At 43.9% G+C, this 12,829-nt stretch carries 13 protein-coding genes, 1 tRNA gene and 1 pseudogene; 10 read left to right on the forward strand and 5 right to left on the reverse strand.

Annotated elements, in window-relative coordinates; all coding sequences use genetic code 11:
- Window positions 1-61 precede the first annotated feature (61 nt).
- Window positions 62-137: transfer RNA gene (locus tag GA693_RS08465), tRNA-Arg, on the forward strand.
- 105 nt (window positions 138-242) lie between these two features.
- Here the strand turns inward: GA693_RS08465 and GA693_RS08470 are convergent.
- Window positions 243-1,019, reverse strand: coding sequence for an IclR family transcriptional regulator (locus tag GA693_RS08470; RefSeq protein ID WP_104509857.1), 777 nt, complete (start codon window positions 1,017-1,019; stop codon window positions 243-245).
- Between the two features lie 233 nt (window positions 1,020-1,252).
- Here GA693_RS08470 and fahA point away from each other — a divergent pair, with 233 nt between their 5' ends.
- The 7 genes and pseudogenes from fahA (at window position 1,253) to GA693_RS08505 (ending at window position 8,342) form a co-directional block, all read left to right on the forward strand.
- Window positions 1,253-2,563, forward strand: coding sequence for a fumarylacetoacetase (gene fahA, locus GA693_RS08475; protein WP_005179674.1), 1,311 nt, complete (start codon window positions 1,253-1,255; stop codon window positions 2,561-2,563).
- Window positions 2,550-3,188, forward strand: a complete 639-nt coding sequence (gene maiA / locus GA693_RS08480) for a maleylacetoacetate isomerase (RefSeq protein WP_160241081.1) — start codon at window positions 2,550-2,552, stop codon at window positions 3,186-3,188. The genes fahA and maiA overlap by 14 nt, the downstream gene beginning before the upstream one ends.
- 25 nt (window positions 3,189-3,213) lie before the next feature.
- The gene (locus GA693_RS08485) at window positions 3,214-3,789 is read left to right on the forward strand and encodes a VOC family protein (RefSeq protein WP_005179677.1); all 576 of its coding nucleotides are present in this window, start codon (window positions 3,214-3,216) and stop codon (window positions 3,787-3,789) included.
- A gap of 18 nt (window positions 3,790-3,807) precedes the next feature.
- Window positions 3,808-4,509 carry a CoA transferase subunit A gene (locus GA693_RS08490; RefSeq protein WP_104489353.1) on the forward strand — a complete coding sequence of 234 codons (702 nt, stop codon included), beginning with the start codon at window positions 3,808-3,810 and terminating at the stop codon, window positions 4,507-4,509.
- A 3-nt stretch (window positions 4,510-4,512) separates the two neighbouring features.
- Window positions 4,513-5,160, forward strand: a complete 648-nt coding sequence (locus tag GA693_RS08495) for a 3-oxoacid CoA-transferase subunit B (protein WP_160241080.1) — start codon at window positions 4,513-4,515, stop codon at window positions 5,158-5,160.
- A 451-nt stretch (window positions 5,161-5,611) separates the two neighbouring features.
- Window positions 5,612-6,868 (forward strand): annotated as a pseudogene (locus GA693_RS08500) (OmpP1/FadL family transporter).
- Window positions 6,869-7,178: 310 nt separating this feature from the next.
- A complete protein-coding gene (locus GA693_RS08505) occupies window positions 7,179-8,342 on the forward strand; it encodes an OmpP1/FadL family transporter (RefSeq protein WP_160241078.1) in 1,164 nt (387 codons plus the stop codon).
- Window positions 8,343-8,405: 63 nt separating this feature from the next.
- On the opposite strand, the gene thrH is transcribed toward GA693_RS08505, so the two are convergent.
- Window positions 8,406-9,023 (reverse strand): bifunctional phosphoserine phosphatase/homoserine phosphotransferase ThrH, encoded by a 618-nt coding sequence (gene thrH / locus GA693_RS08510; protein WP_075168141.1) that lies wholly within the window; start codon window positions 9,021-9,023, stop codon window positions 8,406-8,408.
- Window positions 9,024-9,226: 203 nt separating this feature from the next.
- On the opposite strand from thrH, the gene GA693_RS08515 reads away from it, so the two are divergent.
- Window positions 9,227-9,961 (forward strand): phosphoadenylyl-sulfate reductase, encoded by a 735-nt coding sequence (locus GA693_RS08515; protein WP_160241077.1) that lies wholly within the window; start codon window positions 9,227-9,229, stop codon window positions 9,959-9,961.
- A 163-nt stretch (window positions 9,962-10,124) separates the two neighbouring features.
- On the forward strand, window positions 10,125-11,516 hold the full coding sequence (locus tag GA693_RS08520) for a WS/DGAT/MGAT family O-acyltransferase (protein WP_005179696.1): 1,392 nt from the start codon (window positions 10,125-10,127) through the stop codon (window positions 11,514-11,516).
- Between the two features lie 88 nt (window positions 11,517-11,604).
- Here GA693_RS08520 and GA693_RS08525 read toward each other — a convergent pair whose 3' ends face one another.
- The 3 genes from GA693_RS08525 to GA693_RS08535 form a co-directional block, all read right to left on the reverse strand.
- Window positions 11,605-12,075 (reverse strand): transposase family protein, encoded by a 471-nt coding sequence (locus GA693_RS08525; RefSeq protein ID WP_104470204.1) that lies wholly within the window; start codon window positions 12,073-12,075, stop codon window positions 11,605-11,607.
- Window positions 12,023-12,418 (reverse strand): transposase family protein, encoded by a 396-nt coding sequence (locus GA693_RS08530; RefSeq protein ID WP_075166718.1) that lies wholly within the window; start codon window positions 12,416-12,418, stop codon window positions 12,023-12,025. The genes GA693_RS08525 and GA693_RS08530 overlap by 53 nt, the downstream gene beginning before the upstream one ends.
- Before the next feature lie 126 nt (window positions 12,419-12,544).
- Window positions 12,545-12,718 (reverse strand): PA1571 family protein, encoded by a 174-nt coding sequence (locus GA693_RS08535; RefSeq protein ID WP_005179698.1) that lies wholly within the window; start codon window positions 12,716-12,718, stop codon window positions 12,545-12,547.
- Window positions 12,719-12,829: the final 111 nt, after the last annotated feature.

Raw genomic sequence — 12,829 nt, forward strand, 5'->3', positions numbered from 1 at the left:
AGTTATTACTTCGGTAATAACTTTTTTTTCAGCTTTTTTTCAGCTAAATTAAGGGCGTTTTGTGCCCTTAGCTTAACTGGATAGAGCAGTTGCCTCCTAAGCGACCGGCGTGGGTTCGAGTCCCGCAGGGCACACCATCGTATCTATAAAAAAGGAAGGCGCACCTCCTTCCTTTTTTATCTTCAGCACTTCACCGAGATGAAGCAACTCGCGTAGCTGCCTTGGCGAATTCCCACACCATTTTAAATCGGCTGTAACTGTGCGCTTAAACGTGCTGCCATCTCTCTTAAATACTGGATTTTTGGATGCTGCATATCCAGCGGCAAATCCGAAGCAGTGCCCAACACCGAAATCGCATATTCAATTTCATGGTGCTGATTTAATACCGGCACACAAATCGCATGAATTCCGGCCAGCAAATCGCCTGCGACCGTGGCCACACCTTCACTTAGAATCTGCTGTTTTAATGTTAAAAATTCATCCCAGTTCTGTGGATAGACCCGTTTTTGCTGTGCCTGATGCTGTTGCCATTCTTTTTCCAGCAAAGGTCGCACCAGCGCTTCCGGCATAAACGCAGCATAAGCCCGGCCGGTGGCCGAGTTCAGCATCGGCATGATCGAACCGACACGGGTAATTACTGATACCGGCTGATTCGGCTCTAACCACTGCACAATCAGCGGGCCCTGCGCCGTCCATTTGCTAATCTGCAAACCACAATCCAAATGCCGGTGCAGTTCATTAATCTGTGCCTGTGCCGCCTGCAGACTGTCACTGCGCTGGATACAGCTCAGACCAAAACGATAAGCCTGATCGCCCAGTGCATAACGACCATCTTCCAGCTGCTTGGCATAATTCATACGTACCAGACTGACCATATAACGGTGCACCTTGGCCGGATGCATGGCCAGTTTTTCAGATAAATCTTTGAGCATGACCGGATGACGATAGGTCATCAGCGCATCCAGCACGGTTAAACCCACCTCTAAAGATTGCACGCCCACCTGATTCTTTTCTGACATAAGAATTTTACTCTCCTGTAAACACCGAGCATTTTAGCGTGCTGTTCTGATTTATAAATGCATCTCTGCAGAATTCTTTTATTTACATTTTTACGATATTCATAATTTAATTAACCATTGCGTAATTAATAAAAATGAGTATGATGAGATTTATGACAAAAATCAAGTGATCCAGATCACTCCCCAGATCGAAAACACTGGACCGTTTTCATCGAGATATGCAGGAACCCCATATGACTCAGCAAGCATTTGTAGACGTTGCAGCACATTCAGATTTCCCGATTCAGAACCTGCCGTATGGCGTATTTAGCGAAAGCCCAACGGGCCATCGCCGTATTGGTGTAGCCTTAGGTGAATGGGTGGTGGATTTGGCCATGCTGGAAGCGAACGGTTTTCTCAGCATTCAGGCCGGCGAAAGTTATTTTAATCAGCCGACCTTGAATAAATTTATTGAATCGGGTCAACACAACTGGCGCAAAATCCGTCAGGAATTACAAAGCCTGCTGTCTGCCGACAACCCGACATTACGTGACAATGACAGTTTACGTGCACAGGCTTTCTTCGCTCAGGCAGAAGTGCATATGCATCTGCCGGTACATATTCCGGGCTATACCGATTTCTATTCATCTAAAGAACATGCCACCAATGTCGGCTGCATGTTCCGCGATCCAAAAAATGCGCTATTACCGAACTGGTCAGAATTACCGGTCGGTTATAATGGCCGCGCCAGTTCTGTGGTGGTGAGTGGTACACCGGTGGTACGCCCATCTGGCCAGATCAAGTTACCAAATGCCGAACGTCCAATTTTCTCGGCTTGCCGTAAACTCGATTTTGAACTGGAAACCGGCTTTATTGTTGGCAAACCCAACAAACTGGGTGAACCAATCTCAATTGAGAATGCTTGGGAGCATATTTTTGGCATGGTGCTGTTCAATGACTGGTCAGCACGTGATATCCAGCAATGGGAATATGTGCCTTTAGGGCCGTTTAATGCCAAGACCTTTGCTTCATCCATTTCACCATGGATTGTGACCATGGAGGCGCTGGAACCGTTTAAAACCCGTACCCCGGTGCAAGAGCCACGTCCCCTGGCCTATTTACGTGAAGAACAGGTCGATAACAGCTATGACATCCATTTGTCGGTTGAGCTCAAAGCCGCACAATCGGAACAGAGCGATGTGATCTGCCAGACCAACTTTAAATATATGTACTGGTCGATGGCACAGCAACTGACCCATCACACTGTTTCAGGCTGTAATGTTCAGGTTGGCGATTTAATGGGTTCCGGCACCATTTCTGGTCCAACGCCGGATTCTTATGGCTCCTTGCTGGAACTGACCTGGAACACCAGCAAACCGTTAACTTTGGCCAACGGTCAACAGCGTGGTTTCCTAGAAGATGGCGACACGCTAATCATGAAAGGCTACTGTGAAAAAGATGGCCTGCGCATTGGCTTTGGTGAAGTCAGCGGCACCGTCTTGCCTGCAGTGCAATTTAACTTTGCCACAGATGAAGCGCAGGATGCTGCCCATGAAACTGTATAGTTATTTTCGCAGTTCAGCTGCTTACCGGGTGCGGATTGCGCTGAACCTGAAGGGCTTAAAAGCTGAGATTATTCCGGTACATTTGCTAAACAATGGCGGCGAACAGCATCAGCCTGCCTATCGTCAAATCAACCCAAGCGGCCTGATTCCGGCCTGGGTGGAGGATGATTTTCAGCTGAGCCAGTCGCTGAGCATTCTGGAATATCTGCAAGAAAAATATCCGCAGCCAGCCCTGTTACCGGCCGATCTACAGCAACGCGCCAAAATCCGCGCCTTTTGCCAGAGCATTGCCTGCGATATTCATCCGATTAATAACCTGCGCGTGCTGCAATATTTAAGCGGCACGCTACAACTCAGCGATGAACAGAAAACGGCATGGTATCAGCATTGGGTGACTTTGGGCTTTCAGAGTCTGGAGGCACAATTGACCGATTCCAAAGGCCGTTTCTGTTTTGGCGATCAGCCCACTTTTGCAGACTGCTGCCTGATTCCACAGGTCTATAACGCCCAGCGCTTTCATGTCGATTTAACCGACTTTCCAAAAATTGCCGCGATTTATAGCCATTGTTTCACTCTGCCTTCATTTCAACAGGCCGCACCCGAAGCACAGGCAGATGCCGCTTAAGATTCATCAATAAGGATATTGAACCATGACCATTCAAATTGAAAAAATTCACCACGTTGCCTATCGCTGTAAAGATGCCAAAGAAACCGTCGAGTGGTACAAAAAAAACCTGAATATGGACTTTATTCTGGCTTTTGCCGAAGACTATGTACCGTCGACCAAAGCCTTTGACCCATACATGCATTTATTCCTGGATGCCGGCAATGGCAATGTACTGGCCTTTTTTGAACTGCCGACCCAGCCAGAAATGGGCCGTGATGAAAACACCCCGAAATGGGTGCAGCATATTGCCCTGAAAGTCAAAGACCGCGCTGCACTGCTCGAAGCCAAAGCGCATCTGGAAGCCAATGGTGTCGAGGTTTTAGGCGTGACCAATCATGGCATTTTCCATTCAATTTACTTTTTTGATCCGAATGGCCATCGTCTGGAACTGGCCTACGATGATGAAGCTGCGCCAGAAAAAATCGCCCTGATTACCGAAGACATGAAGCATGAAATGCTGGAGCAATGGAGCAAAACCAAACGCGCGCCGCATCATACCCATTTCCTGCATGCCTCCGAGTTAGACAACAACGCTGGCAGTGCCAAAGTCGACAGCTAAACAAGCAGGTTAAAACAGATGAATAAAGTAGTAGCAACTGCTGAGCTGGCGTTGGCCGATGTGGTGGCCGATCATCAAACGCTCGCGGTAGGTGGTTTTGGCCTCTGTGGCATTCCTGAAGCCTTAATTGAAGCGCTAAAAAATACCGGAGTGACTGGACTGACCTGTATTTCCAACAATGCTGGGGTCGATGATTTTGGTTTGGGCAAACTGCTACAGACCAAACAGATTAAAAAGATGGTCTCCTCCTATGTTGGTGAAAATAAGGAATTTGAACGCCAGTATTTAAGTGGTGAACTGGAAGTGGAACTAACCCCTCAAGGCACACTGGCAGAAAAATTACGTGCTGGCGGTGCGGGGATTCCGGCATTTTATACACAAACCGGGGTCGGCACGCTGATTGCCGAAGGCAAAGAAGTTCGTGAATTTGAAGGAAAATCCTATATTCTGGAACACGCCTTAACTGCCGATGTTGCATTAATTAAAGCTTACAAGGCAGATAAAGCCGGAAATTTAATATTCCGCAAAACTGCCCGTAACTTTAATCCTGAATGTGCCATGGCCGGCAAATTTACCATTGCGGAAGTCGAGCAGATTGTGGAAATCGGCGAGCTGGACCCGGACGAGATCCATCTGCCTGGAATTTATATCAACCGTGTGGTACTGAACAGCACACCCGAAAAACGGATTGAACAGATGACCTTAAAGGCGGAGGCTTAAACCATGGCATGGACGCGAAATGAAATGGCCCAGCGTGCTGCGCTTGAGCTGCAAGATGGCTTTTATGTTAATTTAGGGATTGGCCTGCCCACCCTGGTTGCTAACTATATTCCAGAACATATCAACGTCTGGCTACAGTCTGAAAATGGCCTGCTGGGCATTGGTGAGTTTCCGACTCAGGACACGGTTGATCCCGATCTAATTAATGCCGGGAAACAGACTGTAACCGCACAAGCGGGTGCATCATTTTTCTCGAGCGCAGAGTCCTTCGCTATGATTCGTGGCGGGCATGTCAATATTGCCATTTTAGGTGCCATGGAGGTGTCGGAACGTGGCGATCTGGCTAACTGGATGATTCCAGGTAAAAAAGTCAAAGGCATGGGCGGCGCCATGGATCTGGTGGTTGGGGTACAGAAAGTCGTGGTGCTCATGGAACACTGTGCCAAAGATGGCAGCCCAAAACTACTTTCCGAATGTAGTCTACCCCTGACCGGTCAAGGCGTCGTCAACCGGATTATTAGTGATCTCGGCGTGATTGATGTGACTGAACAGGGCTTAAAGCTCGTAGAACTGGCCAAAGATGTGACTGTTGCACAAATTCAGGCTGCTACAGGGGCTAAGCTAATCACAACAGGACTAGATGCAGCTTAAATTCCACAGATCAGGAGCAGCCACATAGCTGCTTCTGTTTTTAACCCACTAATCACCTGATTTTTAAGAGCACGCCGGTTTCTAAAATTTTGAATTAAATCTCAAAAATTATAGTTTCAAAGAAATAAGCATCAAATTTTCAGCCATTAAAATTGATCAAATTTAAATCAGTTGAAAATATTAAAAAAACATCTCTTTTTATAATTTTTTTATTATTTATCAATAAATAACAATAAAAAAATAAGATTAATTTAGAGTTTAAGCTCTAATGAGGTTGGATTTTATACTCAATAGTTCATGTAGAGCATTTACTCTTATTTTAATTGTGCTATTTTTGTCACATGGAGTAACAAAGGATTTCAGTGATAAAACACTGATCTCTCCAGAGTCAACAAACAAACAAGCATCAGAAAATTTTGTTAAAACTTTGTGCATCAAGGGAAAATGAAGAATGAAATTAAAAACGCTTAGCGCAGCAATGATTTTGGCGACAGTACCAATGACGGGTGCTTTTGCCGCAGCAATGGATCGTTCTGGCCAATCTATTGCATCTTTTTTGCAACCAGGCAACTATTTTGAAGCAGGACTATCTGTATTAGATCCTTCTGTATCTGGTCAAAGCACGCCTATGACGACGCTTACAGGTCAACAGATTCCTTCACAGCCAACAGGTGATATGGCAAGTGATTACTACTTTCCATCAGCTGCATTAAAACTTCAGCTCACAGATAACTTCTCTTTTGGTGTTATTTATGACCAGCCATTCGGTGCAGAAGCTGAATATACCGCTCAATCAGCAGCATTTAATCCGACAGGAAGTGACGGTACTCGTGCGGAAGTAACAACTGAAAATCTAAGCTTCTTATTTGGTTTCCAACCAACTGAAAACTGGAATATTTATGCGGGTCCAGTTTATCAAACAGCTAAAGGTAATGCTGCATTACGTGGTGCAGCATATAGTCTATTACATGGTTACGATGTCACCATGAAAAAAGACAGCGAAATTGGTTGGTTAGCAGGTCTAGCTTTCCAAATTCCAGAAATTGCACTTAAAGCTTCTTTAACTTATCGCTCTGAGATTGAGCATGAGTTAGCAACTACAGAAGCAACACCCCAACTAGGTATAGGTGGGATGGTGCTTCAGCCAGCAATGCCTCTTACACCAACAGGAAATACCAAGGTAACAACTCCACAGTCTGTTAATTTAGATTTTCAAACAGGAATTATGGCAGATACTGTTGCTTTTGCTAACGTACGTTGGGTAGATTGGTCTGACTTCAGTATTCGCCCACCCGCTTTTGGTAAAACTCTAGATGGTTTAGCTGCAGCTTCACCAATGGCTCCACCTCCATTATAACCTGCACTAGCAAGTTTAAAAGGTGGCAACCTCGTTGAATATAATGAAGAGCAATGGTCAGCTACGGTTGGTGTAGGCCGTAAACTTACCGACAAGTGGGCAGGCAATGTCTCTGTAGGTTGGGACTCTGGTGTAGACAATCCTGTAACTACTCTTGGTCCAACTGAAGGCTACTGGAACGTAGGTCTAGGTGTTCAATATTCACCGGCTCCAAACTACTTCATTGCGGGTGGTGTTAAATACTTCTGGTTAGGTGATGCAACAGCCCTCACTGTAGCTAACCCGAATGTAGGCGAGTTTGAAGATAACGATGCTTGGGGCTACGGCTTAAAAATCGGTTACCGCTTCTAATTTCAATATTTTTCAATAGAGCCACCCTTCGGGGTGGTTTTTTTGCACTAAAAACCTCTAGTTTTTATACAAGTGTTAACCAAATGTTTAAATTTAAAGCAATTAAACTCGTATTTACCCAAACATTACCCTAAAAAAATTATTTAATAAAATTCAATTACTTAAGATCTAAAAATAGTACTTTTACTCTAATCAACTGCTATTTATAACTTATTCAGTTCATTTATTCTGCGAAGTTGAGCATTTACTCTTTTTTCAAATATGTTACTTTTCCTGCACTTTTTGTTACATAAAGCATCAGGGAACGACCATGAAGCTCAATAAAATTTATTCGGCTATTTTACTTAGCACTCTCCCACTTACACCTGCGCTTGCTGCTGGTTTAGACCGTTCTGGTCAATCTATTGCTGCATTTTTACAACCGGGTAATTATGCAGAAGCAGGTATTTCTATTTTAGATCCAACGGTTAAAGGACAATCTACAATAAAAAATGAGGCATTAAATATTGACCTCACAGATGAAAAAATCAACGATATGGCAGAAGATTACTACTTCCCTTCTGCAGCAATTAAAGTACAAGCCACTGATAAAATCTCTCTCGGTCTTTTATACGATCAACCATTTGGCGCAGATGCAATTTATGCTCCAAACACAGACTCATTTGGGTTTAATGGAGAAAGCACCAAAGTTGAAGTGAAAACACACAATCTCACGGCTTTAATTGGTTACCAACCTACAGAAAACTGGAATTTCTACGCAGGTCCTGTTTATCAAACCGTACAAGGTACAGTATCTTTACGTGGATTTGCATACGGTGGTGCTACTAAACTTGGCAGCTACGACATTAATTTAAAAGAAGATGAAGCATACGGTTGGCTTGCTGGTTTTGCTTATCAAATTCCTGAAATCGCGTTAAAAACTGCGGTTACCTATCGTTCAGAAATCAAACATGAACTTGATACTACTGAAACTTTTGGGTTTGGTGCAATTCAACGACCAAATGCACTCACTGAAGTTGTAACTCCGCAATCAGTAAACATTGATTTTCAAACAGGTGTTGCAGCCAACACTTTAGCTTTTGCCAATATCCGTTGGGCACATTGGGATCAATTTGCGGTCACACCAAAGTTTTTAAATGCAGCTTCTGGCAATAACCTTATTGACTATTCAGATGATCAATGGTCTGCAACCGTAGGCGTGGGTCGCAAGTTTAACAGTCATTGGTCTGGTTCTGCTTCTGTAGGTTATGACTCTGGTGCGGGTAACCCTGTCACCACTTTAGGTCCAACAGAAGGTTATTGGACTGTTGGCTTAGGTGGTCAATATAGCCCAGCAGAAAACTATTTTATTCAAGCTGGCGTAAAATATTTTTGGTTAGGTGATGCTCATGCTCAAACGGGTGGCAATATCGTGGGTGAATTTACCGATAACTACGCATTAGGTTATGGCTTAAAAATTGGCTACCGCTTCTAAATTTTCAAAACCAAGTATAACAAAGGGCATCAAATGATGCCCTTTGTTATATTCAACTTCAGATTAAGCTGGAATATCACGCACAGAAGCTTTACGGATCGCTTCTTTTAGCGCTTCATAGCCATGAATGGCCGGGAACTGTGGAAATTCTGCAATCACATTTTCAGGTGCATCAAACAGGAAACCGGCATCGGCTTCGCCAAGCATGGTGGTGTCATTATAAGAATCGCCTGCGGCAATCACACGGAAATTCAAACCATGTAATGCTTTTACCGCCTGACGCTTCTGGTCAGGTTGACGCAGCTTGTACGCGGTGATCATGCCATTTTCATCAGTTTCCAGTTTATGGCAGAAAATGGTTGGCCAGCCCAGTTGCTTCATTAGCGGATGGGCAAACTCGTAGAATGTATCAGATAGAATAATCAGCTGGAAATGGGTACGCAACCATTCCACAAATTCTTTAGCACCCGGAAAAGGACCCATATCGGCAATCACTTCCTGAATATCATTTAAACCCAAACCATGCTGTTTTAAGATATTCAAACGCTGTGTCATTAATACATCATAGTCAGGAATATCACGGGTTGTCGCTTCTAGCTCTTTAATCCCAGTTTTTTTTGCAAAGTTAATCCAAATTTCTGGAACCAACACACCTTCAAGATCAAGACATACAACTTCCATGAATGCTCCCCATATCTGTCATTGAAAAAAAATTTGCTCTATCATAGACCAAGATCGTGCTTTTGACTTGTTCTTTTTTAAATCTATTTTTTTCATAAGCATTGATTTTTTAGTGATAAGTCGGTTTTGGCATTTCTATTAAAATACAGCCGAAATAAATTAATATAGGTTTTGTCATCTCCAAGCCTATAGCCAGGAATATTATGACTACCATTCCCACTATTGATCTCGTTGACGCGCTTGCCGCCGAATATGCAGATAAATCTCCAAGTGAAATTCTAAAACTGGCACTCAGCCAGCCAGGTGAAATTGCGATTTCCTTTTCAGGCGCTGAAGATGTGGTGCTGATTGATATGGCGGCCAATCTGGGTCTGCCTTTTCGTGTCTTTAGCCTGGATACCGGCCGTTTGCATGGCGAAACCTATCAATTTATTGAAACCGTTCGCAAGCACTATAATATTCCAATTGAAATCTGTTTCCCCGAAACTGAAGCGATTCAGCAACTGGTTAATGAAAAAGGCCTGTTCAGTTTCTACGCCAATGGTCATCAGGAATGCTGCGGCATCCGTAAAGTTCAGCCGCTGCGTAAAAAGCTGGCCACGCTAGATGGCTGGATTACCGGTCAGCGTAAAGACCAGAGTCCGGGCACGCGCAATGAAATTCCAGTGGTTCAGGCTGACCCGGGTTTTTCTGGTCCTGGCAAACAGCTCATCAAGTACAATCCGCTGGCCAACTGGTCCAGCAGTGATGTCTGGAATTACATCCGTTTAATGGAAATTCCATATAATCCATTACATGAAAAAGGTTTTATTTCGATTGGCTGTGAACCGTGTACCCGTGCGGTGTTACCAAACCAGCATGAACGCGAAGGCCGCTGGTGGTGGGAAGATGCAACCCATAAAGAATGTGGACTTCACGCCGGAAATCTGAAAAAATAAATACGCTAGACCACTGCCCAGCAGTGGTTTATTTTTTTACGCAACAGAATAAACAAAGTTCCGCGTTTATATGATAAACACTATATACTAAGTCAGTTCACCTATAATTCTAAAAAGCCGTTCCAATGAGGGTCGGTCATATTGCAGTGAGGCAATTAACGCTATGCGTCCATTACATCCGATTGATTTTATCTTTCTGTCTTTAGAAAAACGCCAGCAACCGATGCATGTTGGGGGGTTATTCCTATTTCAGATTCCAGAGAATGCACCTGAAACCTTTATTCAAGATCTGGTCGAAGACATCCGTAATTCTCAATCGATGCCGATTCCACCATTTAATAATAAATTAAATGGACTATTCTGGGATGAAGATCCTGAATTTGATCTGGACCACCATTTCCGTCATATCGCCCTGCCTCATCCGGGACGAATTCGTGAATTACTGACCTATATTTCTCAAGAACACAGCGCGCTGATTGACCGCGCCAAACCGCTGTGGACCTGTCATATTATTGAAGGCATTGAAGGCAACCGCTTTGCTATGTACTTCAAAATCCATCATGCCATGGTTGATGGCATTGCCGGCATGCGCTTACTGGAAAAATCGCTCTCACACGATCCAGATGCCAAAAGTATTGTACCGCCTTGGTGTGTAGAAGGCCGCCGCGCCAAACGCCTGAAAGAGCCAAAAGCCAGCCGCTTTAAAAATATTGCAGCAGGCCTGAAAAGCCAGCTGGAAGCCACACCGCGAGTCATGTACGAGTTATCACAAACCGTAATGAAAGATATGGGCCGTAATCCGGATTATGTATCCAGCTTCCAGGCGCCAAGTTCAATTCTGAATCAGCGCGTCAGTTCTTCACGCCGCTTTGCTGCACAGTCCTATGAGTTTGCCCGTCTGCATAAAATTGCCAAGGCCCTGGGCGTGACGATTAATGACATTGTGCTGGCCATCTGTTCAGGTGCCTTACGTGAATATTTACTCAGCCAGAATGCCCTGCCAAGAAAACCACTAATTGCCATGGTACCCGCGTCAGTCCGGAGCGATGATTCTGATGTATCCAACCGGATTACCATGATTCTGGCCAATCTGGCGACGCACAAGGACAATCCACTGGAACGTCTCAGCATTATTCGTCGCAGCGTACTAAATGCCAAAGAACGCTTTAAACGCATGAATGCCAACCAGATTCTGAACTATAGCGCCTTTGTTTATAGCGCCGCCGGCCTAAACATTGTGTCTGGTTTAATGCCAAAACGTCAGGCCTTTAACCTGGTCATTTCCAATGTACCGGGACCGCGTGAAGCGCTGTACTGGAATGGTGCCAAACTCGAAGCACTGTATCCGGCTTCAATTGTGCTGGATGGTCAAGCGCTGAATATCACCATGACTAGTTATCAGGACAAGCTGGAAGTCGGTTTAACGGCCTGTCGCAATGCCCTGCCAAAAATGCAGAACCTGTTACAGCATCTGGAAGATGAAATTCAGCGTTTTGAACGGATTATTGAAACGGTAGATGTGACCTTGGACGAGGTGGAACAAAAAGTCAGTTGAAAGACTCGGCCCAGGCCGGAAGAATATCGAGATTCAGACGAAAAGTATGAATCTCTTTTTTAAAATTGTAATAGATTTCTTTCATAAGTCATTTTTTACTCAGCTCCAAGTTATAAATTCCAGCAATTAGATTGAATCTTAATGCTAGTCTTTTGCCTCGATTGCGATATCGCTCAGCAAGAATTTTGAAGGTTTTCAAACTGCCAAATACATGCTCAATTCCAATTCTTCTTTTATTGATTTCCTGATTATAGATTTTTAGTTCGGAATCCAGTTTACAGCGCTTCTTTGCTTTTAATGGCAACAAGCTATTTGGATACACTGTATAAATTCCCTGATAACCCTTATCCGCAAGGATAAATGCACCTGCAGGAATCTGATTCAAGTTACGTTTGAAGAGTTCGAAATCATGTACGGCACCACGACTCGTACATAAACTCAGGATTTTTTGAGTTTGATAATGAATGATGGCCTGTACTTTGAAGGTGTGGGTCTTTTTCTTGCCGCTATAGCTTTTCTTCTGTTTTTTTAGGCCTTTGGATTGGAATTTCTGTGGCATCCACGATCACAACATTCCAATCGATGCCTTCGCCCTCGGGTAAATCTTTGGATAAATTAAAGAGATTGGACCGAATCAGGCAGTCTTCAACATGACGGACAATTCTTGAGGCTGTGGGCTCTGACACGCCATAACTTGTTGCGACATGGAACAATGTTCGGTATTCACGCCAATAGCTTAGACAGAGCAGAACCTGGTCTTCCAGGCTTAACTTGGGCGGTCTGCCTTTGGCAGGGACATGTTTCTTCAATTGCTCAACCATTAAATCAAAGGTTGACCATGAGATGCCCGTGTATCGCTTGAACTGAGGATCAGAAAGCTTGTTTGAATCGATGTATTTCATCCGCAGATTATGCATGAATGCCAAGAAATCTGGAGTGCAAATATCAACCAAAAAGAAGATCGTTTTTTGATTTATGAAAGAGATATAATGATAAGAGAAAAAATTAAGGGGCTTTCAAAAGGCCCCTTAACTTTTAATGGTTCGACATTGTTTTAATAATTGCTGACAGACGGTGCGAATCATGGCGGTAGTAATTTGTACTTCTTTACCTTGCTCATCTACGATATACGCCGCACTGTGTACAGTTTTTGGTTCTAAAACTTTAAGACTTTTATTAATCACGACTTCGCTCATACCCATGATAGACCTCATTTTGCTGAAACCGTAAGGGAGATTACGGCTTTGGCTCTGGTGTATGCTTAGTATTGTGAATCTACCTAAAAAAGTAAAATTTCAGATGTAACAACTGTT

The sequence above is a fragment of the Acinetobacter indicus genome (assembly GCF_009914475.1).
Lineage (GTDB): Bacteria > Pseudomonadota > Gammaproteobacteria > Pseudomonadales > Moraxellaceae > Acinetobacter > Acinetobacter indicus.

What these genes read in the sequence shown, in the direction of transcription:
- GA693_RS08485 (WP_005179677.1), top strand. Translation starts at nt 3,214, where the DNA reads ATGACCATTCAAATTGAAAAAATTCACCACGTTGCCTATCGCTGTAAA.
- GA693_RS08495 (WP_160241080.1), top strand. Translation starts at nt 4,513, where the DNA reads ATGGCATGGACGCGAAATGAAATGGCCCAGCGTGCTGCGCTTGAGCTG.
- GA693_RS08470 (WP_104509857.1), bottom strand. Translation starts at nt 1,019, where the DNA reads ATGTCAGAAAAGAATCAGGTGGGCGTGCAATCTTTAGAGGTGGGTTTA.
- GA693_RS08505 (WP_160241078.1), top strand. Translation starts at nt 7,179, where the DNA reads ATGAAGCTCAATAAAATTTATTCGGCTATTTTACTTAGCACTCTCCCA.
- GA693_RS08515 (WP_160241077.1), top strand. Translation starts at nt 9,227, where the DNA reads ATGACTACCATTCCCACTATTGATCTCGTTGACGCGCTTGCCGCCGAA.
- GA693_RS08520 (WP_005179696.1), top strand. Translation starts at nt 10,125, where the DNA reads ATGCGTCCATTACATCCGATTGATTTTATCTTTCTGTCTTTAGAAAAA.
- fahA (WP_005179674.1), top strand. Translation starts at nt 1,253, where the DNA reads ATGACTCAGCAAGCATTTGTAGACGTTGCAGCACATTCAGATTTCCCG.
- GA693_RS08490 (WP_104489353.1), top strand. Translation starts at nt 3,808, where the DNA reads ATGAATAAAGTAGTAGCAACTGCTGAGCTGGCGTTGGCCGATGTGGTG.
- GA693_RS08535 (WP_005179698.1), bottom strand. Translation starts at nt 12,718, where the DNA reads ATGGGTATGAGCGAAGTCGTGATTAATAAAAGTCTTAAAGTTTTAGAA.
- maiA (WP_160241081.1), top strand. Translation starts at nt 2,550, where the DNA reads ATGAAACTGTATAGTTATTTTCGCAGTTCAGCTGCTTACCGGGTGCGG.
- thrH (WP_075168141.1), bottom strand. Translation starts at nt 9,023, where the DNA reads ATGGAAGTTGTATGTCTTGATCTTGAAGGTGTGTTGGTTCCAGAAATT.
- GA693_RS08530 (WP_075166718.1), bottom strand. Translation starts at nt 12,418, where the DNA reads ATGAAATACATCGATTCAAACAAGCTTTCTGATCCTCAGTTCAAGCGA.
- GA693_RS08525 (WP_104470204.1), bottom strand. Translation starts at nt 12,075, where the DNA reads ATGCCACAGAAATTCCAATCCAAAGGCCTAAAAAAACAGAAGAAAAGC.